21 protein-coding genes and 1 pseudogene are annotated in these 24388 nt (G+C 61.9%); 15 read left to right on the forward strand and 7 right to left on the reverse strand.

Going from position 1 to position 24388, the window contains the following annotated elements; genetic code table 11:
• Positions 1–505: 505 nt before the first annotated feature.
• Entirely contained in the window at positions 506–3619 is a 3114-nt protein-coding gene (locus tag ABZX37_RS29205) for a BTAD domain-containing putative transcriptional regulator (RefSeq protein WP_354744868.1), read from the reverse strand.
• Between the two features lie 650 nt (positions 3620–4269).
• On the opposite strand from ABZX37_RS29205, the gene ABZX37_RS29210 reads away from it, so the two are divergent.
• Positions 4270–5928, forward strand: a complete 1659-nt coding sequence (locus ABZX37_RS29210; protein ID WP_354744870.1) for a TIGR04141 family sporadically distributed protein — start codon at positions 4270–4272, stop codon at positions 5926–5928.
• Positions 5929–6336: 408 nt separating this feature from the next.
• Here ABZX37_RS29210 and ABZX37_RS29215 read toward each other — a convergent pair.
• Positions 6337–6528, reverse strand: a pseudogene (locus tag ABZX37_RS29215) (MBL fold metallo-hydrolase); the annotation flags it as partial.
• A gap of 34 nt (positions 6529–6562) precedes the next feature.
• Between ABZX37_RS29215 and ABZX37_RS29220 the strand changes: the two are divergent.
• The 14 genes from ABZX37_RS29220 (at position 6563) to ABZX37_RS29285 (ending at position 18139) form a co-directional block, all read left to right on the forward strand.
• On the forward strand, positions 6563–8041 hold the full coding sequence (locus ABZX37_RS29220) for a recombinase family protein (protein WP_354744872.1): 1479 nt from the start codon (positions 6563–6565) through the stop codon (positions 8039–8041).
• Positions 8042–8203: 162 nt separating this feature from the next.
• On the forward strand, positions 8204–8824 hold the full coding sequence (locus ABZX37_RS29225) for a hypothetical protein (protein WP_354744874.1): 621 nt from the start codon (positions 8204–8206) through the stop codon (positions 8822–8824).
• 34 nt (positions 8825–8858) lie between these two features.
• Positions 8859–9065, forward strand: a complete 207-nt coding sequence (locus tag ABZX37_RS29230) for a helix-turn-helix domain-containing protein (RefSeq protein ID WP_354744876.1) — start codon at positions 8859–8861, stop codon at positions 9063–9065.
• 187 nt (positions 9066–9252) lie between these two features.
• On the forward strand, positions 9253–10704 hold the full coding sequence (locus ABZX37_RS29235) for an AAA family ATPase (RefSeq protein WP_354744877.1): 1452 nt from the start codon (positions 9253–9255) through the stop codon (positions 10702–10704).
• Between the two features lie 263 nt (positions 10705–10967).
• Positions 10968–11114, forward strand: coding sequence for a hypothetical protein (locus ABZX37_RS29240; RefSeq protein WP_354744879.1), 147 nt, complete (start codon positions 10968–10970; stop codon positions 11112–11114).
• Positions 11111–12697, forward strand: coding sequence for a hypothetical protein (locus ABZX37_RS29245; protein WP_354744881.1), 1587 nt, complete (start codon positions 11111–11113; stop codon positions 12695–12697). The genes ABZX37_RS29240 and ABZX37_RS29245 overlap by 4 nt, the downstream gene beginning before the upstream one ends.
• 293 nt (positions 12698–12990) lie before the next feature.
• Complete coding sequence (locus ABZX37_RS29250) at positions 12991–13230, forward strand: hypothetical protein (protein ID WP_354744883.1); 240 nt, start codon at positions 12991–12993, stop codon at positions 13228–13230.
• Between the two features lie 5 nt (positions 13231–13235).
• A complete protein-coding gene (locus ABZX37_RS29255; protein WP_354744985.1) occupies positions 13236–13763 on the forward strand; it encodes a DUF6879 family protein in 528 nt (175 codons plus the stop codon).
• Positions 13738–14607 (forward strand): helix-turn-helix transcriptional regulator, encoded by an 870-nt coding sequence (locus tag ABZX37_RS29260; protein WP_354744885.1) that lies wholly within the window; start codon positions 13738–13740, stop codon positions 14605–14607. Before ABZX37_RS29255 ends, ABZX37_RS29260 begins: the two co-directional genes overlap by 26 nt.
• Before the next feature lie 115 nt (positions 14608–14722).
• A complete protein-coding gene (locus tag ABZX37_RS29265) occupies positions 14723–15877 on the forward strand; it encodes a radical SAM protein (RefSeq protein ID WP_354744887.1) in 1155 nt (384 codons plus the stop codon).
• Complete coding sequence (locus ABZX37_RS29270) at positions 15874–16452, forward strand: exonuclease domain-containing protein (protein WP_354744889.1); 579 nt, start codon at positions 15874–15876, stop codon at positions 16450–16452. Before ABZX37_RS29265 ends, ABZX37_RS29270 begins: the two co-directional genes overlap by 4 nt.
• Positions 16430–17080, forward strand: a complete 651-nt coding sequence (gene tmk, locus ABZX37_RS29275; protein WP_354744891.1) for a dTMP kinase — start codon at positions 16430–16432, stop codon at positions 17078–17080. The genes ABZX37_RS29270 and tmk overlap by 23 nt, the downstream gene beginning before the upstream one ends.
• On the forward strand, positions 17077–17433 hold the full coding sequence (locus ABZX37_RS29280) for a hypothetical protein (RefSeq protein WP_354744893.1): 357 nt from the start codon (positions 17077–17079) through the stop codon (positions 17431–17433). The genes tmk and ABZX37_RS29280 overlap by 4 nt, the downstream gene beginning before the upstream one ends.
• A gap of 97 nt (positions 17434–17530) precedes the next feature.
• On the forward strand, positions 17531–18139 hold the full coding sequence (locus ABZX37_RS29285) for a hypothetical protein (RefSeq protein ID WP_354744895.1): 609 nt from the start codon (positions 17531–17533) through the stop codon (positions 18137–18139).
• A gap of 236 nt (positions 18140–18375) precedes the next feature.
• On the opposite strand, the gene ABZX37_RS29290 is transcribed toward ABZX37_RS29285, so the two are convergent.
• From ABZX37_RS29290 to ABZX37_RS29310, 5 genes are all read right to left on the reverse strand, one after another.
• Positions 18376–19161 (reverse strand): hypothetical protein, encoded by a 786-nt coding sequence (locus ABZX37_RS29290; protein WP_354744897.1) that lies wholly within the window; start codon positions 19159–19161, stop codon positions 18376–18378.
• Positions 19154–20023 carry a hypothetical protein gene (locus ABZX37_RS29295; RefSeq protein ID WP_354744899.1) on the reverse strand — a complete coding sequence of 290 codons (870 nt, stop codon included), beginning with the start codon at positions 20021–20023 and terminating at the stop codon, positions 19154–19156. Before ABZX37_RS29295 ends, ABZX37_RS29290 begins: the two co-directional genes overlap by 8 nt.
• Before the next feature lie 976 nt (positions 20024–20999).
• A complete protein-coding gene (locus ABZX37_RS29300) occupies positions 21000–23024 on the reverse strand; it encodes a cell division protein FtsK (protein WP_354744901.1) in 2025 nt (674 codons plus the stop codon).
• On the reverse strand, positions 23021–23677 hold the full coding sequence (locus ABZX37_RS29305; RefSeq protein ID WP_354744903.1) for a hypothetical protein: 657 nt from the start codon (positions 23675–23677) through the stop codon (positions 23021–23023). The genes ABZX37_RS29300 and ABZX37_RS29305 overlap by 4 nt, the downstream gene beginning before the upstream one ends.
• Entirely contained in the window at positions 23674–24279 is a 606-nt protein-coding gene (locus tag ABZX37_RS29310) for a helix-turn-helix domain-containing protein (protein WP_354744905.1), read from the reverse strand. The genes ABZX37_RS29305 and ABZX37_RS29310 overlap by 4 nt, the downstream gene beginning before the upstream one ends.
• Positions 24280–24388: the final 109 nt, after the last annotated feature.

Raw genomic sequence — 24388 nt, forward strand, 5'->3', positions numbered from 1 at the left:
CGGGCAGTCCCTCTTCGGGAGTGCCGAATCATCAGCCGTGTTCGCGCCACTCCGTCAGATGCGCACACTGCTGGCCCAATGTCGAGTCGTCCCTGTGTCCCGGGCACAACCATGTGTCGTCCGATGGTTCGTCGAAGATGAGCGCCGAGACGTCGCCCGGGAGCATCTTGAAGCCCTCTGCGACGAGGTTCGCCCACGCCGCCCGAGAACGGCGAATCATGTGGTGAGCAACCGGACGCGTACTGCTACCAGCGGTGAGGAGTTCCGTCGTTCGTTGGAGTCAGGGGTGTTCGACGCCGAGAGCGTCGCCAGCCTGCGGTCGAGGCGGACCTGTGTTGTCGGGCAGTTCGTCCGAGTGCGGAGATCTATTCAATCGGGCCAGCGTCTCGCTGAGCTGTAAGGCATCCTCAGAGTCGCTGGGGCAGAAGTGTTCCTGCGTCAGATTAATCTCGCCGCGATTGAAACAAGGGCGGCGATACTTTTCCTGTGTGGACTCGTATGCGCATCAGGAGATATCACTCTTGGTGATCTCCAGTGACATGCGGATAATGTGCGCGCGACCGAGGATTTCTTCGGCTTCCTTGCGTTTTCCTTGTGCAATGAGAAATTTGCTGATTCCCTGGAGTGCGCGGGCTTCTTCGGCTCTTAGTCCGCAACGTTGCGCCAAATGCAAAGCTTCACGGTGATAGTCGATCGACTTATGGACAGTTTTCTCGCTGAATAATATTTCCCTCAGTTCGTTGCTGGCTTCAGTGATTCCGACGTTGTTTCCCAATTGTGAGTAGAACGCGTGAGATTGGTTGAGATTTGCGCGCGCAGTTGTTAACTTACCTAGCTGGTGCTGAATTTTTCCGATGTGGTAGAGGCTATGCGCGTGCCCCAGCCTGTTGTTGAGTTCTATGAATATCTTTCTGGCGGCGTTGAGCGTTGCGAGCGCCTCGTCAAACTTTCCCTCGCTGTAGTGGATCTGCCCGATATCTACCAGTATTTGCGCTTGTCCGATTAGGTCTCCCAGGTTGAGTGAGATAGCGTATGCTTGCGCCAGTTGCTCGGCTGCGAGGGTTCGTTGGCCGATGAGATAATTGACTTGACCGAGATTGTTGAGGGCTGCCGATTGGCAACCGCGATCGCGTAATCTGACGGACATCTCGTAAGCTGATTCAAGGGTCTTCAAAGCAGCCTCGTACGCGCCGGTCAGGTATTGGACCTGGCCGAGGTCTACCAGGGTCTGGGTCATGCCGCGAAGGTCGCTGATCTGTGAATATAACCTGTGTGCTTGATTCAAAATCTCAGCCGAGCCCTGCACGTCATCGGTGAGATAGCGCATACTTCCCAGATGATGCAAGGCCACGGCCTGACCAGTGAGATCCTCGATGCGAACGAAGATCTCGTGCGCTTGCAGAAAACTTTGCGTTGCGCTGGGGTAGTCGTCGGTGAGGACCTGGCTATGCCCTAAGCGACTCAGCACTAGCGCTTCGCCGTGTCGATCCTGGGCGGCGCGCGCAGCAGCGAGGGCTGACTGGTTCACAGTGAGTGCGAGATGCCAGAAGCCGCGAAGTCGAAGGTAGGGAAACACCGCGCCTGACAATGCGATCGTGTCACGGACGTTGTTCCGGACCGACGTATGAGTGACGCATGCTGCAGCGTTGGGGAAGTCGGCTTCCAGCCAACGGTAGGCGTCAGGAGCGTCGGTGAAGGTCCGAGTTGCCAGATTGGCCGGATTTACGGGGACTGGCAGTGGTGTCAGCGATTGGGGCAAGTGCAAGTTCGCGGCAACGCAAGTATGCAGGTAGTAGGCGGTTAGCCGGGCGAGGGAGCGGTCTCGATCTTCGGTCGTGTCGTCGCTGATCGCTCGTGCGCGGGCGTAGCTGCGGACGAGGTCGTGGCATCGGTATCTGCCTGGAGTCGGTTCTTCGATCAGGTGATGCGTGTAGAGGGCGTCGAGTTGCTCGGTTATGGTCGCGACCTTGCAACCGCTGAGCGCCGAGGCCGCATGGACATCGAGGTCGGGCCCCGGGTGGTTTCCGAGCAGGCGGAACAGGCGCTGGAGGTCGGCGGACAGGTTCTGATAGGACAGGTCGAAGGCGGTTGCCACGCTTAGGTTCTCTGCTCGCAGTTCAGTGAGTCGGTCTCGAGTGTTGGTAACCTTGTCGACGAGATATTGCAACGTCCATGACTGGTGGTGTCGCAGTCGGCCTGCCAGCAGGGTGATGGCCAGCGGGAGGCGTCCGCAGAGTTCTGTCAGCACTTCGATCAGTTCGGGTCGTTGCTCGCCAGTTCTGGAGACACGAACGAATAGTTCTTGGGCCTCGGTGGGCGACAGTACGGATAAAGACAGTGACTCAGTGTCCTGGATCGCTTCGAGGCGACGGCGACTTGTGATGAGGATCAACGACTGCGAAGAGTCCGGAAGAAAGGGGCGAACGTGGTCGTGATCGACTGCGTTGTCCAAGATGATCAGCACGGCTTTTTTGGCCGTGATGTTTCGCCAAAGCGCGAAACGTGCGGCGAGGTCGACCGGGATTGTGCTCGGATTGACCCCTGCGGCGGTCAGCAGGAGAGACAGAGCATCCTCATGATCGAGTGGAAGTTGACCGGGAGTGTGGGCCTGGAGGTCGAGAAAGAACTGGCCGTCGGGAAATTGATGGGCTACGCGATGGGCTACGTGTAAAGCGAGCGCAGTCTTGCCTATTCCGGCCATTCCATCGATAGCACAGATCCCTGACGGGGAAACGTCGTCGGTTCCGTGATGATCGGGCGTCACGTCGCGCAGCAATTGACGGACCTGGTCTTCTCGGCCGGTGAATGACCGCGGCGGGGCCGGAAGCATCCGCGCGGTGACGGCCGTCGGGACTGCTGCAGTCGAGATTGGCCGAGTGACCGAGTGTTCGACTTCGCGGGTCAAGATCGTCTGATGGATTGCTTGGAGGGCAGGACTTGGATCCACTCCGAGTTCGTCGGCAAGACGGCCACGGATCTGTACGTAATGCTGAAGTGCGTGGCCTCGGTTTCCGCTTTGGTCGAGGGCGACCATGAACTGCCCGGCGAGGCGTTCGTCCATTGGATGCTTCTGGACCTGCATGGTGAGTTCTGGAAGCGAGACAGCCTGGCCATGACCGCGCAGGGCCAGGTCAGTGCGGTCCAACGTTGCTGTCCAGCGCTGACGGTGCGCATGTTCGCGGAGTTCGACGAACCACGTCGTGTCCGGATCATCCGGCATCGGCCCCCGCCAGAGCGCTAGCGCCTGGTCGAGCAACGCGAATCTGCTGACCTCGTCGCTGACAGCGGCCTTGGCTACGAGGCTTTGAAAGACATGCAGGTCCACGCACATCGGATCGACTCGAAGTACGTACCCGCCGCCTTGTTTCGCGATTGCTATCTCGTCAACGCCTGCCAACGTCCGCCGTAGACGAGAGACGTAGGTGTAGAGGGTGCTGACAGACCGGTGGGGAGCACCTTCGCCCCACACTCGTTCAACCATTTGTTCGACAGTGACTGCGTGGTTCGCCTCGGCGAGTAGCGCGATCAGGACGTTGCGCTGGCGAGAGTGGCCGATGTCCTTCTGCTCGCCGTCGATGAGCATCTCAGCTTCGCCGAGAATGCGGAACGCCACCGGCATGTCTGTGTGGTCCTCCTTCGTCTTGGGCCGCTTGTCGAGCTCTGACCAGGGCATTCCAGGTTTTTGACAGCTTTGTTCCCGCCTAGTCGCACATTGTTGTCCGTGGCGGCCCGTTGTAGGAGACGGGCCGCTGCCCTACATCATCGCGGAAGGACGGTCCAAGCCGTGTCGGAATCCTCGAGCCTGTTAAGCGCGGTCCTCTACTCGGCCTGCTTCGCGGAGGGCCACCCATCATGTCGGTGAGCGTTGGATCGACGAGTTGACCCAACTTCTTGGAAAGTCCACTACTTCCAGTGAGGTTTGGAGGTCGCGCGTGACGTGCGGTGACAGGCTTCCGGTGATATGCCACTGACTGGTTGAACCGAAGTTAGCAACCGCTCGTCGTTAGGGTGGTGCCGCTCACCTTCCGAGAACTCGCTGCCCGGCGGTAGCGGTTGTGGCGGGCTCATCCTGGTGAGGCACCGCGCGTCATGGGCGGGGTACACGGCCCCTTGCGCCAACAAGGAGCCGCGTGACATCCCAACTGAATAGCTGAACCACACCAAGTTGCTCAAGCTAGGGATCGCCGTGAGCTTAGGACTGATGCGCGTGATGCGCCAGTATTGATTCACACGATGATGCCCGAGCCCTGTTGTTTCGGGAAGAAGATCATGCCGCTGCGCACCACTTGCCGTCAGACGACGGTCTATCGTCTTGAAGGCGGCCGAGAACTGGCCGAATGCCTTCTGTCGTCCACCGAGGGCGTCGAGTACGACGCTCCGATAGAAGTCGGAGATATCATCGGGCACTTGATCGTCGGCACCCGACTATCAGAGCGACCAACCTGGTCCGTCCACGTCGAATCTCTCACTGGCTATCGGATCGACATGCCCGGTAGTCAGCCGTATGCGGTACTTCTCTTGCCCGTAGGAGACTGGACTTACGCGCTGACGTGGGGATCTGGGTACCAACTGATCGAAGACGAACTGATCGATCAGGCTTTCGGTTTGCTGTTCGGGATCCGGAGGCTCAACGCCGAGCGGATCGGTTCCGTCTTCAGCGCGGCGCTTGACGCTTCGGCGCGGTCTACTTTGACGTCGCTCCCCGGCGGCAGTGATCTCGGTGGCTTCGGTATTGAGCCCTACGGTGAGGTCGTGACCCGAGTGTCAGGACCGGCCGCTCTCGACGGCCTCACCTACGAGGCGGAAACTCATCGTTTCCACCAGATCAGGGCCGGGAATTCACTGTCAGTGCCGTTGCCGAACTCCCCGGGGTCCTTGCTCAGGGATTTGAACGCGCTGACAACGATCGTCGACGAGCCAGACGAGCACTCAGCATTGCGTGTGCTTGCACAGGTACGGCGGGTGGACAAGAGCAACCGCCCCCTTATCGAGCAGCTCGAAGGAGCGCTGGCCAGGGCTCTGGGAGGTGACCAAGTCGCCGGTCCTTTCGGCTTGGCGTGGCCGTCTGTCGTCACTCGTGACGTTGAAGCGGCCGGTTCGTTCAGGATTGAGCAGTTCGGGCGTGGTGGACCGGTGGTGTTCACTCCTGACGACGACTTGACCGTACTGACAAATCGTTTCGCCAGTATCGATCAGGCACGTCGAGTAAAAGTACTGCGCAACGGACGCGTATTCGTCTGCGCGGACGACGAAGGTGTCGAGGAAACCGGGCTGGTGACGCCTCTTCGGAAGTGGTTCGCGTTCGAAACCTCCATCGACGGTGCGAAGTACTGCTACCACCAAGGTGATTGGTACCGCATCGGTGACGGATACCTCGAACAGATTCGATCGCAGGTCGCTGAACTGCTCACTCGCCGTGCAGATCTCACGTTCCCGCTGTGGGTCCCTACGGGCAAGCGGGATGATGAGCACCGCTACTGCGAACTGGTCGCGAAGCAGCCCGGTTACGTGTGCCTCGACAGGAATCTGGCGAGGACTCCGTTCCACCCGCGGTTTGAGTTGTGCGATGTCGTCGGGCCGAGCGACGAACTTGTGCACATTAAGTGGCTAGGGCGCTCGACGGCGGCTAGCCACCTCTATACACAGGCGAGTACGGCTGCTTGGTCGCTGAGGGAAGAGCCGGAGGCCCTGCAGCAGCTGAATGCCAAGGTGTCTGAAATCGATAGTGAGCGCCTCCGAACCGAGCCGTCGGGCATTGTGCTGGCGATTGCCGGCCGCACGTGGGACGTGGACCAGCTCTTCACGATGTCGCAGATCGGGCTCCTTCGTCTTGAGCGCGAGAGCCGCCATCTGCGAACCAAGCTCACCTTCGCCGAGATCCCATTCATGACCAAGTCCGAAGCAAAGCGCACGCGTACTGCCGCGTAATCGCAGATGTCGAGGGCTGATGGCCTTGAACGGTGGCTTTGGGCACCCTGTGGTTTGCGACTGTCGACGTTACATCTTTGGGACGTAGGTAGGGCACTCGCCGTTCACGCGCAGCGGCGTGCATAGTTCACCGCCGCGACGTTCGGTCGCCTCGAGTTCTGATGACTTGCGCCAAGACATGGACGAGTCAGCGCTGGTGGCATAAAGGCGTGGTGGCAGGAGCTTCTTGACGCCGGACGAGTTGAACCTCCACGGTTGCCAGGTGCAGCGCGCGGTTGCGGACGTTCACAAGACGGTCGAGGATGTCCGGCGGTCGCCGCCAGGCATCCTCGACCATCGGTGTCGACTTTGACTGAGCCGCAGCATGGGGGAGTCTCTCAGCGCAGGTCAGAACGAGCCCAACTCAGGTCACCAGCCGCGTTCGCGCCACTCGGCCAAGTGCGGACGCTGCTCACCCAGCGTCGAATCATCCCCGTGCCCCGGGTAAAACCACGTCTCATCCGGCAGCTCGCCGAAGATCCGCGCCGACACATCATCCAGCAGGGATGCGAAATCCTCCGGCGACCCCGTCTTCCCGACCCCGCCAGGGAATAGTGTATCGCACTAGCGGTGAACATGTCGTAGCTTGTAAGGCATGGGGGAACGAGTAGCGATCTACGCACGGATTTCGGAGGACACGCTCGGCCTGGAACAGGGCGTCGAGCGGCAGCTGCGTGACGCTCGTGAGCTGGTGGAGAAGCGCGGATGGTCGGTCGCGGAGGAGTTCGCCGACAACGACATCTCGGCACTGCACGGTGCGTACCGGCCGAAGTACGAAGCCCTGCTGGAGGCAGCCGAGAAGGGCTCGGTCGAACGCATTGTCGCCTACCAGCTCTCGCGCCTGTGGCGGAACCGCCGCGAACGCGCCGAGGCCATCGAGCTGCTGTCGAAGAGGCGCGTGTCGATCACGCTGATTCGAGGGAACGACATCGACTTGACTACGCCCATGGGCAGATCGTTCGCCGCACAACTCGGCGAGGCCGACACGCTGGAGTCCGAACTTAAGAGCGAGCGCGTGGCCTCGGCCGCCTTGGAACGGGCGCAGGCCGGCCAGACGTCAGGGCACGTGCTCTACGGCTGGAAGCGGATCAACGAGTACGGCCGCAGCGGCAGGCGGCTCAGCTTCCACGACGAACTACACCCCGAGCATGCACCGATCGTTCGCGAGATCGTCGAGCGTGTGCTCGCGAAAGAGAGCTTGTGCAAGATCGGCGCGGATCTGGACGCACGAGGGATCCAGCCGCCGCGGGTGGCCGCCGGACGTGACGTGGCGCCGGGTCGACCAGATACCTGGAGCACTTCGTCGGTCAGGTCGGTCGCGATGAGGTGGGCGAACTGCGGCAAACGCGTGCACCACCGCGGGCGTGAGGACGAGCAGATCCTCCCCGCCGCGTGGCCGCCGATCGTGACCGACGCTCAGCAGACCGAACTTCGGATGCTGCTGAGCGACCCGTCTCGGGCTACCAGCAGGACGGGTGCCCGCCAGCACTACCTGACGTTCGCTCCTGAGATCGCGCGATGCGGTAAGTGCAAAGGCAAGCTCCGCGTCGTCAACAAGCGCGGCCATCAGACCTACGTCTGCCAGGACCGGGGCTGCACTGGCCGGCGCAAGATCTGGGTTGATGACCTGGTCGAACGAGTTGTGGTCAAGCGGCTGGCCGAGCCGGACGCACGCGACTTGTTCCGCCGCGACGACTCGGAAGCCTGGCAGGCGCGGGAAGAGATGCGCGTGATCGACGCAAAACTTCTGGAGCTCACCGACGACTACGAGTCAGACTTGATCATCCGAGAGCAGTTTCACCGGCTCACGGCGCGTCATCGTGCTCGTCTGGTCGAGCTTGAGAAGAAGGCCGCGAAGGTCGTCGTTGGCCTGCCTGCGGATTTGATCGCCGAGATGGTCGGGCCGCATGCTCAGGAGCGTTGGCAGACTCTCGAACCGGGGCAACGACTTGCTCTGCTGGCCACCATGGGTTTCGACCTGGAGCTGGTCCATGGCGCACGTGGTGGGCCGGGGTTCAAGCCGGAATCCGTCAAGATTTTCTTCCGAAGCGACAGCGAACCAGTCGATAACTGAGGGTAGTCAGACGGTTGTTGTTCGCGTCTCGACGTGTGATCAAAGATGGTCTAACGTGGTCTTATGCGCACTCGGGGGAGCCGCGGCAATGTTACGCAAAGTGATTTGATCGTTCCGGCTGCTCGTGGTGACTGCTACTCAGCCCTCGAAATCCGTCGATCGATGCGCGCGGTCCAGATGGCTCGCGAGCAAGTGCCGGCCGACGAACAGCGCGCGCTTGAGGACGAACTGCCGCCCGGTCTGCTCGGCGGGCTCGAGGCGTTCGTCAGGCGTGAGTCGGCCGCTGTTGGCTCCTTGACGGCCAACCACCCGAAACGGCGCAGGATGCTAGCGGTCGCGGAGACCCTGCCGTACACGCTCTACGAGGATCTGCTTGGGCAGCCGCCAAAGGGTGTGCTCGCTGCTCGATGGCAGGACTTCATGGGCGGGCAATGGCTCTGGGGCGGACCTGCTGATCAGCAGGCCATCGCGGACGACGCTAAAGACGTTCTCCAGGTCATGCGGTTCCTCGCCATGCTGTTGCTTGCGGCGCAGTTGAAGCGCCCAGCCGTGTCGTTGTTGGTGCTGTTCAGGCTCCTTAGTCTGGAAGCCGTCAACCAGGCCCGTGCAGTCGAGCGGGTCCGCATCGTTCACCTGACACGAGCAACGAGACCGCCAGGCCGTCTGGTGCTGGCGGCACCACACGTGGCCCGTGCACCGGGGCGCGGCGTGTCCCTCGTCGCTAATCGCAGCGAGGGTCACGTCGGGCTTGGCGCGCCGTGGGGGAGCGTCTTACTCACCTAGCCCGCCGCGACCTTCCTGTACGGAAGGCCACACCGTGGCAGACAAGAACCAACCACCTGCTTATGTTCCGATCTCGGAAGCGGCTGCGCGTCTGTCCGTTTCCGAGGTGACGATTCGTCGAGTCATCAAGTCGGGGCAGCTCCCGCACGTCCGATTTGGACGTGTGGTCAGAGTGTCCATAGCCGACCTCGACGAGTTCGCCGCGGCCCATCGCACCTGCGGCGACGGACGCGTGCGATGAGCCGCAAGACACCGCGCCCGACTCGATCAAGAGGCGCTGAGCTTGCTCGCCGGTTGGACAAGTACGCAGACGAGATCGTGCGCAACGCGCCGCCGTTCAGCGAACGGCAGAGGACTCGTATAGCCGAGATTCTCTGTGGCGAAGATGTCCGGCCTTCAAACCGTCGCGCATCGAAGAGCGAGGCGGCATGACCGGCAAGTTGCCAAGCAAGGGCAGCGTCGACGACAACGCCGCTGTGGGCCGCCGCGCGCGTATCACCTGGGCGTCGGAGATCGAACCTGTGCCAGTCGTTTGGGCATGGGAGCTGGACGGATTCGGGCGTGTTCCAGCTGGATCGTTGTCCATCGCGGCGGGCAGGGAAGGCACCGGGAAGTCATCGTTCGGTTTGTGGGTCGCAGCCAAGATCACACATGGCGAGTTGCCCGGCAGCTACCACGGGCACAGTCGGACGGTGCTGTATGTGGCAGTCGAGGACTCATGGAAACACGCGATTGTGCCGCGGCTGATCGCGGTCGGCGCGGACCTGGCCAAGGTTGCAAGGTTCGACGTTGTTACCGGTTTGGACACGGAAGCCACACTGTCTCTCCCTGTCGACAACGACATCCTGGAGCAGACGATCGTCAGCCACGACGTTGCCCTGGTGGTGATCGATCCTCTGATGTCCGTGATCGCTGAGCGGATCGACACCCATCGCGAACGTGAGGTACGACGAGCGCTAGATCCGCTCGCCCAGCTCGCGGATCGGACTGGCGCGGTCATTCTCGGCATCGCTCACTTCGGCAAGGGACGCATCGGCGACGCGGCTTCACTGATCACCGGCTCAGGCGCGTTCAAGAACGTGCCGCGCTCGATCTTCGGCTTCGCTCGTGATGAGGCCGCTGTGCCAGGTGTCCGAGTCATGACTCAGGTGAAGAACAGCCTCGGTCGTGACGATCTGCCGTCGTTGTCTTATGGGATTGAGGAAGTCGAGATTCAGGCTGACGCGGGTCTGCTTCGCACTACCAGGCTCGTGTTCAACGGCGAGTCGGAACGGTCAATCCACGACATCTTGCGTGACTCGCGAGCCGGTGACACCGCATCCCCGAGCAGGCGGGATGACGCCGCTGATTGGCTTGTGGCCCGTCTGACCGAACTGGGTGGATCGGCTCCCGCGTCGGAGATATACGACCTCGCCGACGTCGATGGCATCTCGAAAGCGACGCTCAAGCGCGCTCGATCACAAGCCAACGTGACCGCCAAACGCGGCGGTGGCAAGGGCGGCAGCTCAGAGTGGAGCCTTGCCCCGTCGGCAGCTCATTCAGCTCATTCGGGTCAAGGCAGGACACTTGAGCTGAATGAGCCAAATGCTGATCAGGACGATGGAGATACTGTCCTTACAGAGGCGTCGGCTGGCGCTGAACCGTGCTCGAAGTGCGGTCATTCGGTCGAGCGGTGGGTGCTTGAGGGGCGCGGCGACCTCTGCATTCTGCGCAACCAAGACAGCCGGACCGCGAGCGAACAGCCATCGCCGGAGCCGGGCAGCAAGTTAGAGAACAGGGCACCTGATCTGTGCCCCACCCGCCGCGCAGCCTTCGGCCGCCCGGCGGGTGGACCGCCTCCCCAAGCGGCCACCGACGCGTCCGAAGGGAATGCGTCATGACCGAACAGCAGGGGAGACGACGTCGGCAGCGGCGGGTGGAAGGCGGTTCACCTTGTCGTATCAACATCAGGACCACCCCAGAGACGTACACACGCTTGGTCGTCGGTGCAGCGACCGCCGGACTGTCCATACCGCGGTACCTGATCGAGTCGACGCTCCGTGGCGCTAGTGACGGATGGAGCCTTCGTGAGCAACGTTGGTGGGTCGAGCGCTTCGACGTTGTGGAGACGAGGCTCATTCGGGTCGGCACCAGCCTGAACCAGATGGCCGCGACAGCCAACGCCGAGGGACACCTGCCTGCTGCACTCGACGGCGCGTTGGCGTACTTGACGTCGACGCTGGAACAGCATCGGGAAGTTCTCAGCCGCATTGACCCGGCGGACCGCTCGCGCCGTCCGCCGGACCAGTGATCGCCAAAGCCCCGCAGGGAGGCAAGCGAGGAGCGGACACAGGTGGGCTCCTTCGCTACCTCTTCGGGCCGGGCAAGGCCAACGAACACACCAATCCGCACTTGATCGCCGCGTGGGATCCGGAGTGGTTGGCGGGCGGAGCGTTCGCCGAGCAGATCGGGGAACGCGGCTGGATGGCGACGCTGGCTCGCGATATCGATGCCGCGATGACCGGCCACGACGTCCAGCTGGAGACAGGGCACGTCTATCACGTCGCGCTCTCGTTGCCAGCTGCCGACGGGGCGCTCGACGACATCACGTGGAAGACGCTGGTTGACGACGCTGTCGAGCAGATGGGATTCGGGCCGAAGCCAGACGGGGCTGGCGGTTGTCGATGGGTCGCTGTTCACCACGGCAAGTCGGCAGACGGCAACGACCACGTGCACTTGCTCGTCAACCTGGTCCGCGGCGACGGCACGGTCGCCGGAACCTACCGAGACTGGCCGCGATGGCGGGAATGGTGCCGGGCGGTCGAGGAGCGGCTCGACCTGACTCGCACAGCTCCCGCCGGCGCCGGTCGTAAGGGGACGTCTCGCGCCGAGCTTGAACGTGCCAAGACCGCAGGTACGACAACTGAGCGAGAACAGCTGACCGAAATCGTGGCTGACACTGCCATCGCTGCTTTGAACGAGATGGACTTTCTTGCCCGGTTGCGCCTCCGCGATGTTCAGGTCAAGCCGCATGTCTCCGGTGGCAAGGTGGTCGGTTACGCCGTCGCCTTGTCGCCCGCCGCGGCGGGCGACAAGCCACGGTGGTTTGCCGGGTCCACGTTGCGCCGAGATCTGAGCTTGCCGCGGCTGAGATCCAGGTGGGAGGACCTGGGAGAGAGGTGGGACGTTTACGCGATCGAGTGGTGGAGCGACAACAGGCGTGCCGACGCCGTCGAGCAGCATCGATCAGGGCTCGCGTGGAAGTCGGTGACCAGGCACCTCCAGCAGGCCGAGGCTGTTCTCCAGAACGAACCAGCTGGAGACCCCGCTCATTGGCATCAAACCGTGGGGGAGCTGGCGGACTTGATCGTCGTGCTCGCTCGCTTCGACTCTGCGGATGGAAATCTGCGAGAAGTTGGCGACCAGCTGACACGCGCAGCTCAGCTGGAGCGCGGGCAGAGCCATCCTGGGCCACGACTGCGGAATGTTGCGGTTCCGCTTTTGGTTGCCGCCACACGGGCGGCCATCGCTTGCAAAGACCCAGCTCCGTTGGTGCTCGCCGGGGTGCTCTTGCTTGTGCTGGGAATCGTTCGAATCTTGCAAGCCGTCGCTGAGCAACACGGGCAACGGCTCCGCTCCGCTGCTCGCCAGCAGATCAATGTGGCAGCCAAAAACCTTGGTCGCCACCCGTCGTTGGCCGCAAGGATCGTCGGATCCGAGGACTGCGCCACTTCGCAACGTCAGGAGCTAACCGACCGCCCTGCTACTGCGGTCCAGGTCGGCGATCTCCACATGAGCGGGCCTGCTGGTGACCAAGGGACGTCGGCTGCGCAACGGCCAGGAATGCGCAGGCAGGTTGTGCCGCCTCTCCGCAAGTACGGGCGAGCGCGATGAACGGTCGAAGGAAAGCTGGCTGCCACCTTGATCAGGTGGCCGCACACGCCCCGAAAACACACGATCTCTGTCCGCGACCTCTGCTAAGTCGATGTCGCGGCTGACCAGTCGAGATCGTGGGAATCGCAAGCGGAATGGCGCCGGTCGTTCTGCTGGTCGGCGGTAAGTGCGGGGCCGTTGGTGTCACCCTGGGTTACGGATGCCAGCGGAGTGTCATCCGGAGGGTTGACGTCTGCGCGCACGCCCCTGAGGATGGAGAAGAATTTTTCTCGAACTTCGAGCAAAGGAACCTTATGCACGCCGAGTTTCTTGGCAAAGATCCAGAGTCCACCGAAGGTGCGTCACCTACCCTGTTCGCCACTGACCGCGCAGACCGGGTGACCTACGTTGCCCAAGGGTGGAAGGTGACCGATCCGCAGGTGCTCGCCGACGTCGGCCCCGTGCCGGATCATGAGACCCTGATTGAGATTCCCGAGGAAGTACTGAAGTTCTACGCGCGCCGCTACCAGCAGGAGAACGGAGCAGGCAACTGACCTTCATCGAGCCAGGTCCGGAGTTCGGCAACCTCTTCCGAACCTTCGAGCACACGGCCTACCGGCTAGAACTCCGCGATCAGTACAACATCCCTCGCGAGGAAGAACCGCTCGCTAAGTTCCTGGCCGGCGAGCCGGACGCCTCGTACCACGAAGGATGGCTGGACATGATCCGCGAGGCGACGGCGGAAGGACGGCGCTTCTCTCGGGTCCGGGTGGTCAGCTTCCCTCTTACCGACTACACGCGCTTCGCCATGTGGGTTGCGGACTACACCCGTGAAGCAGGCGATGACATCCGCTACATCACCCGCGAACAGGCCGTAGGGCTGCCGGACTATGACTACTGGTTGTTCGACTCCAACCGCCTGTACAAGATGCACTTTGACGACGAAGATCACTTCCTCGGCGCAGAAGCTGTAGAAGATCCTGCGGTCGTCCTCCAGCACAACTACTGGCGGGATGCGGCTCAGCATCACGCCACCACACGAGAAGAGTTTGTCGCCAAGCATGAACAACGGGACGACAGGCGTTGATGAGGCGCGTAACGCGCTAGGCAAACGACTCCGCGAGCTGCGGGTAGCTGCCAAGCTATCCGGTAAAGGGCTCGCGGAGTCTTTGTCATGGCCAGGTTCTAAAGTCTCCAAGATTGAGACCGGTAAACAGACGCCGACCGATGACGATATTAGAGACTGGGCACGGGCAACTAGCGCAGAAGACCAGGCCGCCAGTCTTCTTGCCGCACTGCATAACCTTGAGCTCCAACATGCCGAGTGGCAACGGGTGCTCAAGGCGGGCATGAAGTCCCACCAGATCAGCCTGTCTCAGTTGGACGAGCGGACCAAGCTCTACCGCGGATTCGAGAACACGGTAGTTCACGGGCTCATGCAGACGCCCGAATACGCCCGCGCTCGCTTCGCGCAGGTTGTCATGGTGCACAAGGTTCCCAACGACATCAACGAGGCTGTGAAGGCTCGGATGCAGCGTCAGGAGATGCTTTACCGGCCAGACCGGCGCTTCCACTTCGTCATCACCGAAGCAGCACTCCGCTACCGCCTGGTTGACCGTGACATCATGCTTGGTCAACTCGACCGCCTGATGGCTCTTACCTCGATGCGTAACATCCGGCTCGGCATTATCGACTTCAAGACCAAGTACGTGACCGATCCCCGGCATGGCTTCTGGATCTACGACGATCAGCTTGTGCAGTTTGAGTCGTACTCAGCAGAGATCAATCTGCGTCAGCCAAGCGAGATCGAGTTCTACGCCACCATCTTTGATCACCTAGCGGCTGTGGCCAAGTACGGTCCCGACGCCCGCGCGGTCCTGACTCGCGTCATACAGCAGCTGGCGGCCGAGGACGACGATCTTGGCTCCTGATTTCTCGGTTCGATAGCGGTCAAAGTTTTTCGAGCAAAACCGAGCAAATTTCTGGCCATCGCGTAATGGCGCGCTTACTCTCCTGGCACACCCCCACTGACCAGGGAGAATCGCCGTGCTGACACCCGTGCCGTTGCTGGATGCTGCCCAGATTGCTCGCCTGCCTGAGCGTGCTCGTGAGGTAGTGGAGTACCGCAAAAGCGGCTTGAGCCTGAACCACATCCAGGGCTGTTCGCTGGGCTGCGCCTACTGCATCCGGCACACCTACGGCTTGTGGGACGAGAACCAACCAGTGGCGCTCATGTCCGACGTCGAGGCGGTTGAGGTGCTGGTGAATCACCGCTACTTCCAGCCGCACGTCACGCCGATCCAGGTGTTCAACCGGGCAACCGAGCCGTTCCTTCCGAAGGTCCGGCCGCACACCTTCGCGGTGCTGGAAGAACTGGACGAGCGAGAACTCACTAACCAGGTGCTGGTCATCACGCGGCACCAGCTCAAGCCGTACGACATTGACCGGCTGAACCAGTTGCGCCACCTCAAGGTGACGTTGCTCTTTACGTACTCGGGTATCGACAACCAGGACATCGAGCCCTACCCGTCTCAGGTCGCCGCGGATTCCTTGAAGCTCATGAGCGCGCCGCCGTATCGGAAGTACCGCACCATCCTCTACTGGCGGCCGCTCGTTCCCGGCCTGAACGACACCGACCAGCACCTCGCCGCGGCGTACGAGTTGAGCACGCACGCAGACGCCACGGTGTTCACCGGTTTGTTCTACCGCGACCAGATTGCCGACTACTACAAGGCAAACGGCATTCCCGAGCCGTACGAGGGCACCGCCCGCCGGAAGATCGTTCCGGAGACGTTGGAACAGCGAGTTCTCGATACCTTCTCGAACTCGTCGGCCTTGTTCCGCAAGACCTCCTGTGCCGTGTCGTACGCGCATGGCCTGCCGGACTACAACGGCCACTACGGCATTCGAGAGCTGTGCGACATCTGCCCGCTCTCACAGCTGGAGCTGTGCGCAGGCGCTCACCGCATCCCAACAGGTGAGGACATACACCAAGTGGCCCGCGTGTTGCCCGAGGCGGACGCGCTTCAGGTCGTAGACATCAGCGAACGGGCGGCCGTCGTGTCCGGCCTGGCGGTCGAGCAACCGCGGTACTTCCTTCAGCATGCGCTCGGCTTCCAGGTTCACGACGTCAGTCACCCGCACCACGCCAACCGGCATGGTCGCGCGGACATCGGATGGAAGGAAGCAGCTACCAAATGACTGAGTGGAAAAGCCTTAAGTATGTCGTCGTAGACCTTGAGGGCAACGGGCACCAGCCACCCGACGTGGTGGAGCTGGCCGCGGTGCCGATCGTGGACGGCGTTATCGGGGAGCCGGACGAGTGGCTGGTTCGGCCCGACCAGCCGATCACCCCGTTTGCTCACCGGATTCACGGCATCAGCAACCACGACGTCGAGCACAATGACACCTTCGCTGACGTCAAGGCACACGTCCTCCGCGCGCTGGAAGCCGACGTCCTCATCGCGCACAACGCTCACGTTGATGTTGGCGTGCTTGAGCGCAAGCTGGACGACTGGGAGTGCCCCGAGGTGTTCGACACGCTCAAGCTGGCGCGTCGTCTCCTGCCCGGGCTGCCGACGTACAAGCTCAGCTCGCTGGTCAAGGAGTTCGAGCTTGGCAACAGCCTTGGTCACCTCGACCAACCGCACCGAGCCGCCTACGACGCCATCGTGACAGCAAGGCTGTTCGTTCATATCGCAGGCCGGCGGACGCTCGAAGAACTGCGGAACCAGCCATCAGGAGGTGGCAGTGATGACGAGCCACCTCTCTTCTAGCCGCGAACGCGGCTTGTTCGTCAGCGTCGACGGGCCGGGCGGTGCCGGGAAGACCACGATCGTCCGGCACCTCGCCCAGATGCTCCTTGCCGAAGGACGCCAAGTGCACGTGACGGCCGAGCCGTCGACTGGTCCCATCGGCAAGCTTGCCGTCGACTTGACGTCAACCGTTACTGGTCATGCGCTCGCCTGCTTGTACACCGCTGACAGGTACCACCACGTCGAGACGGAGGTGAAGCCCCTTCTGAAGAACGGTCACCTCGTAATCTCTGACCGATACGTCGCCTCGGGGCTCGTCGTCCAACGCTTCGACGGCGTCGACCCGGTGTTCTTGTGGCAGCTCAACGAGGAAGTTGAGCGTCCCGACCTCGCTGTGATCCTTGAAGCCGACCCCACCGTGATTGCTGAACGGCTTCAAGCACGTGGACCACACAACCGCTTCCAGCACACGCCAGGCAGCAGTCACGCGGAGTTCGAGTACTACCAGCACGCGACAGAGGTTCTGGAAGAAACAGGCTTCAACGTGCTCACTGTGGACTGTTCCAGTCGGCCACCCGAGAAGTCCGCCGCGATCATCGCTGACGAGCTGACGCCACTGCTTGCGCCGAGTGAGGTGGTGACCCCATGAGCGAGTCGATCAGCGACGAAGAAGCGGTCCGCCGATACCCGGAGCTTCAGTCACTCGTCACGGCAAGGGAAGCCGGTTGGGTATTCCGCGTGATGGTGGAAGGCGACGAACCTGTTGGCATTGCGGGAAGTTACAGCCGCGAGCAGTACACAGACGCGCTCTTTATCTTCGACCGCACCAACGTAACCGCTGTGCGGGTTCTGGATGATTCCTACGGTGGCGGGTGCGTGTGGACGAAGGAAGGGGCCGACCTGCAAGAAGTCGTGTACGAGCTGCTGAGTCTGCCGGAACCAGGCATGGCCGGCGCTCCGCACTTGGTCAAGCGCTCTAGCCTCCTCTGGACTCCACGGTGAGCCCGGCATGGCAAGTCATCGCGTTCCTGATCGCTCCGATGGTGCTGGTTTACGTGGCTCTCGTGGTGTGGAGCTGCAACCGGGATAGGTGGCGACGATGACCGCGCTCGCCCACGAGCAAGACGCACCCGCTAAAGCCGAGGTGCCCCGGATGCGTGAGCAACCTCGGTTCACAGCCGCGATCGATCTGGTAGCGCTCCCTACCGCGGTCTCCGTGGCGCGCATGTTCGTCTCCGGGACGTTGCGCCGTTGGAACGCGATGTTCATTGAGCCGGACATGGAAGACGTCGCCGCGGAACTGGTGAAGCTCTCCGTTCAAGCGACCGGGCCGCGTGAAGAAACCAGCTGGCAGAACATCGAAGAGGTCGCCGCGATCAAGGTGTGCCTCGTCGGCTGGCGGCGACACATCGTTCTTGAGGTCACCGACCAGCGTCGAGAAGAGCTGGTGCTTCCCGACGGCTCATCACGGCCTTCGACCAGCGGCCTTGGGCTCGTCGACGCCCGCGCTGGCCGCTGGGGTTCATGCCGGACACCGTGGGGTCGGGTGAACTGGGCCGAACTCGCTGTGCACAAGCGCACGAAGGCAGAGCTGCCTAAGCACGACGTGAAGCCGTCGCCTTATCCGCGCGATTCACACGCCTCGCCAGCATCGGGCGAATACCCCGTACTTCTCCAACGAGTCGTAGACGGCTTGGAAAAGTTGTAAGTCTCCCCGCTTCTGAGCGTGGCTCTTCGTTGGACTGCGGCCCCTCCCTGCCCGGGCGTGGAGGTTGGGAGGGGCACTCATACTTCCGGCGATCCGCCGGAGGAACAAGGAAGCTCCACCTGCTGCACCACGCATGCTCCTCGGTTAACAGTGATCTCTTTAGCCTGCTGTCGCTGTAACTAACTGAAGAGTAAATCGGCGTCAGATATCCAACTTGATCGGCGTAGTATATAGAATCACGTTTTGTTGTGGTTCTTGTTTTCCAGAACTAGTCGGGCTTCAATTCGGGTGATTCCAAGGTCGGTTATCTGCAATTTTTCCCCTGTTGAGACAATCTGACGTTTCTTCGCGGAGGATAAATTCTTGATCGAGCGGCGAACGCCAGATGCATCCTTGGGGATTATGTCGACTAGTCTTTGCTGTGTTAGACCCTCGCGGTTGTGTAGTAGGTGTGCGAGTATCTCCTCTTCGGTTGTGAGTGAAACCGACTGTACGAGTGGTTGGCCGCCGTAAGCTCGAATGAGTGGCTGCGGGAACCGGGACAGTTCCTCGATGGCTTCGACAAGGGTGGATATGTGGGTTGTCACGAATACTCTGAGAATCTCGGCTAGGATCCATCGCACTCCTTCGACGACAAAGCGAGAGTCTATCTCGTTGGCGGTATAAGTAGGCGAGACATGCACCGCGCCCCTCTGGCTTCGAAGTTTATATATTGCGCGCGCAATATGCGCGATCTGATTTGCACTCTTGATGTCTGGGAATAAATGTCGAACATTGCTGTTGTCTAGGTATTTGAGACATTCATCTACGCCTTTTGAGAGGTTGAACTTTCCGGAGTCGACGCCGTATATAATGCGAGCCGCAACCTCGGCAAAGCGTCCTCCGTCGAGCTCTGTATGTTGCCATTTTCGTAGGGCAAAAGCTTCTTCCAGCTTGACGGCTTCCTCGAATAGTTGGGATGCCAGAGTTTCGTCAGTGGCACTGCCCAGTAGGTTAATTAGGTCTGGACTGCTATTACTCATTGGTCATCAAGCTCTTCAGGTATTCTTCGCCTGAGTCCGTTATCCGGATCGCGTGGTGGATCGTCGACCGATTCACGTAACCTAACTTTTGAAGTCCGCGAAAGTGGCCATTAATGTCATTGCTTGCGATTCCGTCGCCAAGCTTATCTGTTAGCCAAACTATCTCCTTGTTCGCGAGCCCTTCCATATTCAGTTCTTTCGCAAGCCGTGCAGTCCAGAGGAGCTTGTCGCGCTTCAGTTTTAATGTGCCATAGGGCGGAGCGTCTAGAATCGGGTGCGCAAATATGTCAATTTCCTTGAAAGCATCGGGAGTTGTTTGCTTGCGCGTCTTCTTGACCCCACTGCTGCGCGTCTTCCCTGAAGGTGTGGACCGCTTGCTTCGAATCTGCGCAAAACCTTCACTTAGGATGTTCGCTACCTTGGCTGTGAGGTAGAGGTCGCCTTTAGTTCCAGACTCTGCTATCCAGCCAGATGAGATTGCGCTATCCAGGTCGCGATTCAGTCTGGCTGGAATGGTCTCGCGAGCACTTTGGAAAAGTGGGCGAATAAGGTCAATTGTGAAGGTCTCGGAGCCGCTGTCTTGAATGAGATATGCGGCTAGTGCAACTATTTTTTCTGGGTTTGTTCTCGCTTCGGAAATAGTTAGCGCCTCACGTGGGCTTGTCGCAGTGCGGTGGCCTTCTGGACTTTTCGCTGTGATTGGCGGCGTCTGCGGCTTTGGGGTGTGAATTGAGGCATTGGGATCGTTTCCCGAATGCAAGGCATCGATAAAGGCGACAATCTGAGTTGCTTCTCCGACACTGATGTCGTCCTCGTAGGAAAGTCGACCAGTGAGCGTCAAATGCACAGGGTTTTCCGTCATGTACTAGCTCCAACTTCAGTTCAATGAACTCTCGCTTTTAAGTCCCGTAAGGTTGCCGAACTTGGCTCTATGGGATCAAGGGCGCGCTGCCGCTGGGTGGCGCGCCTGGCGCGTAGGTAGTCACTCGCCTGGGCGGCCGCGCCGGTTCCCGACGCGGCGGGCTGCCGCTCCGCTCCGCCCGCCGACTGGGCGACGCGGCCGCCAGTGGGTCGCCTTGCGCGGCGCCACCCCGCGGCAGCGCATATGTCCCCATAGCCAACGCAGCCCTCCTCAACGAGCGTCGTGACATATCGGTCGTCGGTGTATCGCCACCTGTTACGCGCTGTCGTCGATCTCCTCCGCCCCGACGCCTGATCGTGACAACGGCCGGTAACACCGGGCCAAGGCTGGAAAGCGTGCTTTGATCCGATGCCACCGGCCGCGTGCTGGCTTCGCATCGAGATGAAGAGCAGGTGCGAGCAGGGTTTCGCCAGGCCGTCTACAGGCCGTCAGACGTCGGGTAGAGCCAAGATCCACCGACAACTGTCGAGAGATGTTTCAGCAGCTCGGAGGTCGTTTTCAGGCAGTATCGCCAGCGCAGCCGCAACCGGCCGAGAGATCACCGCCATCTCTGCGCGGATGATTGTCTTGATAGCGCCTGTCACGATCGGTGCGTATCTAGGCAAAGCCTTGCCGGGATGGTGTGCTCCGATCTACGCGATGGTCGTGATGTGGTTGGTTCTTGCTTTTTTGGGCAGCAAGAGGGCACGCTCACCGAGGTGGCTGACGGGCTTTTGGAGCCGCCACATCCGGAGGAATCGGGAGCGCCCATGTTGGTTCGAGGGCTCGCGCCGAGCGGTTTGTGGGTGTCGCGAGCTAGCGGCCGTAACCGCTAGCGCTAGCGGGTTGTGCTAGCAGGTCTCGTCGCGCTGACCTGCGGGTTAGTGGTCTAGCAGGTGTTCGTGCCCAGCCCACAGGGCTGGGCACGAACACCCGATCAACGATTGAGCCTGGCCGCTAGCGCTTCGAATACTGCAGTTCGAAGGTACCCGCGCTTGTTCGCGCTCTTGCCGCCCTCGCTGGTCGCCCAGACCTGCGAGGGCGTCACGCCGTATGACTTCAGAGCTACCGCGAGCTGAGTAGGAGACCAGCCGTCGTATGCGCTTGGGTTGCGCTCTGCGAGCCTGGTCAACAGCGTGTCTGACCATGCCTTGTCCTCGCCGGGACCGAAGACCGAGGCCAGGTCATCGAGCACGCGAACCGGCGCGTTGGTAACAGGCACCTCTCCGGAAGCCATACCGGTCAAGGTCTTCTCGGCTTCGCGAAGTGCCCTGCCTCGGGCGCAAATCGCGTCGAGCGCTTCGCCGCCGAGCAGGTGGGTTCGGACGGTTTGGCCTCCGCGCTCAGCCAGATCGCCGTCGTCCGCACCCAGCAGGATGCCGACGCCCTTGTGCCGTGAGAGGAACTTCGAGGCGTCCATGCCCGCTGCGTACGTGCCCGCACCCAAGATCGTCTCGGATGCCTGCCAAGTCATCACCCGCATGGCGAAGCGAGTGCCGAGCTGGCCGCGGAGCGAGTCCGGGATGACCTTGCTGTCTGGCTTCTGGGTGGCGAGCACGAGCATGATTCCGGCGGCCGGGCCCACTTTCGCCAGGTCGGTCAACAGCGCCAGGATCTCGTCGCCATGCTCCGGGTGTTCGAGGTACCGCTGGACTTCGTCCATCGCCAGCATGGTCAAGGGCATGTTCAGCCGTCGATTGCGCGCCAGCGCCGGCGTCAGCTTCGCGTCCGGGCAGACGTCGGTCGGCAAAGTCGCCATCCGCTCGAACCGAGCGTTCATATCGGCCACCAACTCGCGCAGGCTGGAGACCAAGAGCCCGACCACTTCGTCTCGGACTCCGGATCCGTAGACGTGCGCGAGCCGCTCGAACGGCCGCCATGCGGCATCTCCCTTGCCGTTGAAGATGTACAGCCGGACGTGTGGGTCCAGCGCGGCCGCCGCTGCGGGGATCCGTGCCGAGAACGTCTTGCCCATCCGTGGAATCGCGCCGACGAGCAAAGACGACCAGATCAGAGGCAAGGTCACCAGCCTGTCGCGTGCATCCACTCCGAACGGGACGGGCTGCCAGAAGTCGAATCGCTCGGCCTTCTCCAACGGCGAGACGACTGGCTTCTGGGCGAAGACATCGATGTCGGACACCCACAGCCGTACCCGGCGTGCGCTCACGACATCCGGGTCCAGGAAGACCGTCACGGCGTTGACGTTCAAGCCCGACGCCAGCGCTTCCCGTTTGCTGGCTGCCTGGATGAACGTCTTGCCGAACGGCAGATCGACGATCGCCAGCCACCCGCGGCCGTCCCGTTGAATCGGCTGCGCGAAGCTGATCTGGTTCGTCTCCTTCGCCAGCCCGGCGGCAGCGAAGGCGCGCATCACCACATCTGGCGTCAGCCTGGTGGTTTCCTGGCTGAGGACGGCTGCCGTGGCGATTGGTTTGTCCGCCCGGCGGCCGAGGAGCCCGAGCCCGAGGACGGCGGTTGGTGCGATCAGAAGCCAGCCTGTCCGCCACAGCGTGTCCATGACCGCCAGACTGCCGCCACCCGCCACCGCACCGACAGCGGACAGCACGAGCCGGAGGCGCACTCGCTCATGTCGTTGGCCGCACAAGCGCAGGTATGTGTCGGCGTCGAACGCCTGCAAACTCGCGGTGCGCAGTGGCCGGCTTTCCGCATCGAATGCCCACCGGCCCCAGTTCGTCAGCGCCCGAACGGCTCCACGCGGTGAAGCCGTTGCGAGGCGCAGAACGTAAACCGGTGCTCGGAGTGAGTGGAAACGGATCCGGTGCCAGGCGAACTGGACCGCCCAGGTCGCCGCGTTGACGCGCTGTTCTCGGTTCGACAGCCAGGCCGGGACGATGGGGCGAGCCTCTGTCAACCGCTGCCGCTTGGCCGCCAGGTATTCGTCATCCGTCAGCAGTTCGGCGTCCACGACCGGTCCGGTGCCCTGAACCAACTCGCTGGTCATCGGCGATCACCAGCGCTCGCGTCTCGTTTCACCAGCGTCGCCAGGCCTGTCGCCAGCCCGATCACGAGGAGCGGCACGCAGGCCACGATCGTGGTCACCGGCCACGGCGCGCTGACGACCTTGGCCGCCACCATGATGTGGCTGGCGATCTGAGCACCACCACCCACCGCCAGGCTGGCGATGAACGACCGCCGTGCGAAGTGCCGAGTGTGCTCGGTCAGCCTGTCCGATGCGAGAAGAACCCGGAGCGCGTACGCCGAGTAGAACTCGACTGACAGGGGGAGGACCAAGGCGGTGTTGAAGGTGAAGCCGCTGCCAAGGCCGGGCAAGAGGTTGATCGGCCCGAAGCCGGTTAGTTCGCCGAGCCGCACCCAGCCTCCCCAGATCGCGACGGCCGCGGCCAGGCCGATGAACGCCAAAGGCCACGGCCTTGGCAGACGGCCAGGCTCTGGTGAAGCGTCTGGCACTTCGGCGTTCTCGCTCGGCTCATCAGGCGTCGATTCGGCCTGAGCCAGCGCTGCCAGAGCTTTCCGGACTTGGTAGTCGGTCGCGCCAGTCAGCTTGACCAAGGTCGGGCGGCCGGGTGCGGGTCTCCCGGCGAGCTGGGCATCGGTGACGGATTGGCGGACCTTGTCGAGAACTTCGGTGTTCATCGGCGACCACCTGCCGGATGACAGCGGGGGCACGGAGTGGACTGCGTGCGGTCTGCGTCGAGCCAGATGACGCGAGCCGAGACCGGATCGGCCGGGCGGCCGTCGCACTGACCGCAAACAGGCGAAGCGCCGGAACGGTTCTCTGGACGGTTAAGGGAAGGTTCGGGTGCAAGCTCTGCACCCCGTCGGGACGCTGTTTGCACCCCGTTGCGTCGAGTCTGCACCCCGTGGGCCTGAACGGGGCGCACTGTCTGCACCTCGTTCGGGATAGCGAGATCCCAGCCCTTCGGCCGTCGATCGGCTCGTTTGACGTACGCCGCGACGATGTCGGGATCGGACGGCCGGATGAGTTCCAGCTCTTCAAGCGAGCGCAGCGCGTACTGCACCGAGCGCTCGGACAGCCGGGTGTAGCGGCTCAAGGTGCTGACCGACGGGAACGCGTTGCATCCGTCCGGTCCGGCGTGGTTGGCCAGCCCGACCAGGACGATCGCCAGAGACGAGGCGTCTCGGCGGTCGCTGGGAATAGGTGCCGTGTTCAACGCCCAGGCGATGGCTTCGATGCTCAGAGCGCACCGCCACAGGTGCACGGGGTGACGTTCCACGTCCGCCGCTGAGCCGCGCTCTGCCCGGAGAGGGAGTTGGTCGCGTCGCGGAGTCTTTCGGCTGCCTCACGGGATTCCACGCACTGCGGCGGGGACGTCCAACCGTGTG

The sequence above is a fragment of the Amycolatopsis sp. NPDC004079 genome (assembly GCF_040610415.1).
GTDB classification, from domain to species: domain Bacteria; phylum Actinomycetota; class Actinomycetes; order Mycobacteriales; family Pseudonocardiaceae; genus Amycolatopsis; species Amycolatopsis halotolerans.

Excerpts from the sequence above, each read along its gene's own strand:
- ABZX37_RS29235 (WP_354744877.1), top strand. The coding sequence starts at position 9,253 with ATGACCGGCAAGTTGCCAAGCAAGGGCAGCGTCGACGACAACGCCGCT.
- ABZX37_RS29300 (WP_354744901.1), bottom strand. The coding sequence starts at position 23,024 with ATGACCAGCGAGTTGGTTCAGGGCACCGGACCGGTCGTGGACGCCGAA.
- ABZX37_RS29290 (WP_354744897.1), bottom strand. The coding sequence starts at position 19,161 with ATGAGTAATAGCAGTCCAGACCTAATTAACCTACTGGGCAGTGCCACT.
- ABZX37_RS29295 (WP_354744899.1), bottom strand. The coding sequence starts at position 20,023 with ATGACGGAAAACCCTGTGCATTTGACGCTCACTGGTCGACTTTCCTAC.
- ABZX37_RS29210 (WP_354744870.1), top strand. The coding sequence starts at position 4,270 with ATGCCGCTGCGCACCACTTGCCGTCAGACGACGGTCTATCGTCTTGAA.
- tmk (WP_354744891.1), top strand. The coding sequence starts at position 16,430 with ATGACGAGCCACCTCTCTTCTAGCCGCGAACGCGGCTTGTTCGTCAGC.
- ABZX37_RS29220 (WP_354744872.1), top strand. The coding sequence starts at position 6,563 with ATGGGGGAACGAGTAGCGATCTACGCACGGATTTCGGAGGACACGCTC.
- ABZX37_RS29240 (WP_354744879.1), top strand. The coding sequence starts at position 10,968 with ATGGCCGCGACAGCCAACGCCGAGGGACACCTGCCTGCTGCACTCGAC.
- ABZX37_RS29280 (WP_354744893.1), top strand. The coding sequence starts at position 17,077 with ATGAGCGAGTCGATCAGCGACGAAGAAGCGGTCCGCCGATACCCGGAG.
- ABZX37_RS29260 (WP_354744885.1), top strand. The coding sequence starts at position 13,738 with ATGAACAACGGGACGACAGGCGTTGATGAGGCGCGTAACGCGCTAGGC.
- ABZX37_RS29270 (WP_354744889.1), top strand. The coding sequence starts at position 15,874 with ATGACTGAGTGGAAAAGCCTTAAGTATGTCGTCGTAGACCTTGAGGGC.
- ABZX37_RS29285 (WP_354744895.1), top strand. The coding sequence starts at position 17,531 with ATGACCGCGCTCGCCCACGAGCAAGACGCACCCGCTAAAGCCGAGGTG.
- ABZX37_RS29205 (WP_354744868.1), bottom strand. The coding sequence starts at position 3,619 with ATGCCGGTGGCGTTCCGCATTCTCGGCGAAGCTGAGATGCTCATCGAC.
- ABZX37_RS29250 (WP_354744883.1), top strand. The coding sequence starts at position 12,991 with ATGCACGCCGAGTTTCTTGGCAAAGATCCAGAGTCCACCGAAGGTGCG.
- ABZX37_RS29305 (WP_354744903.1), bottom strand. The coding sequence starts at position 23,677 with ATGAACACCGAAGTTCTCGACAAGGTCCGCCAATCCGTCACCGATGCC.
- ABZX37_RS29225 (WP_354744874.1), top strand. The coding sequence starts at position 8,204 with ATGCGCGCGGTCCAGATGGCTCGCGAGCAAGTGCCGGCCGACGAACAG.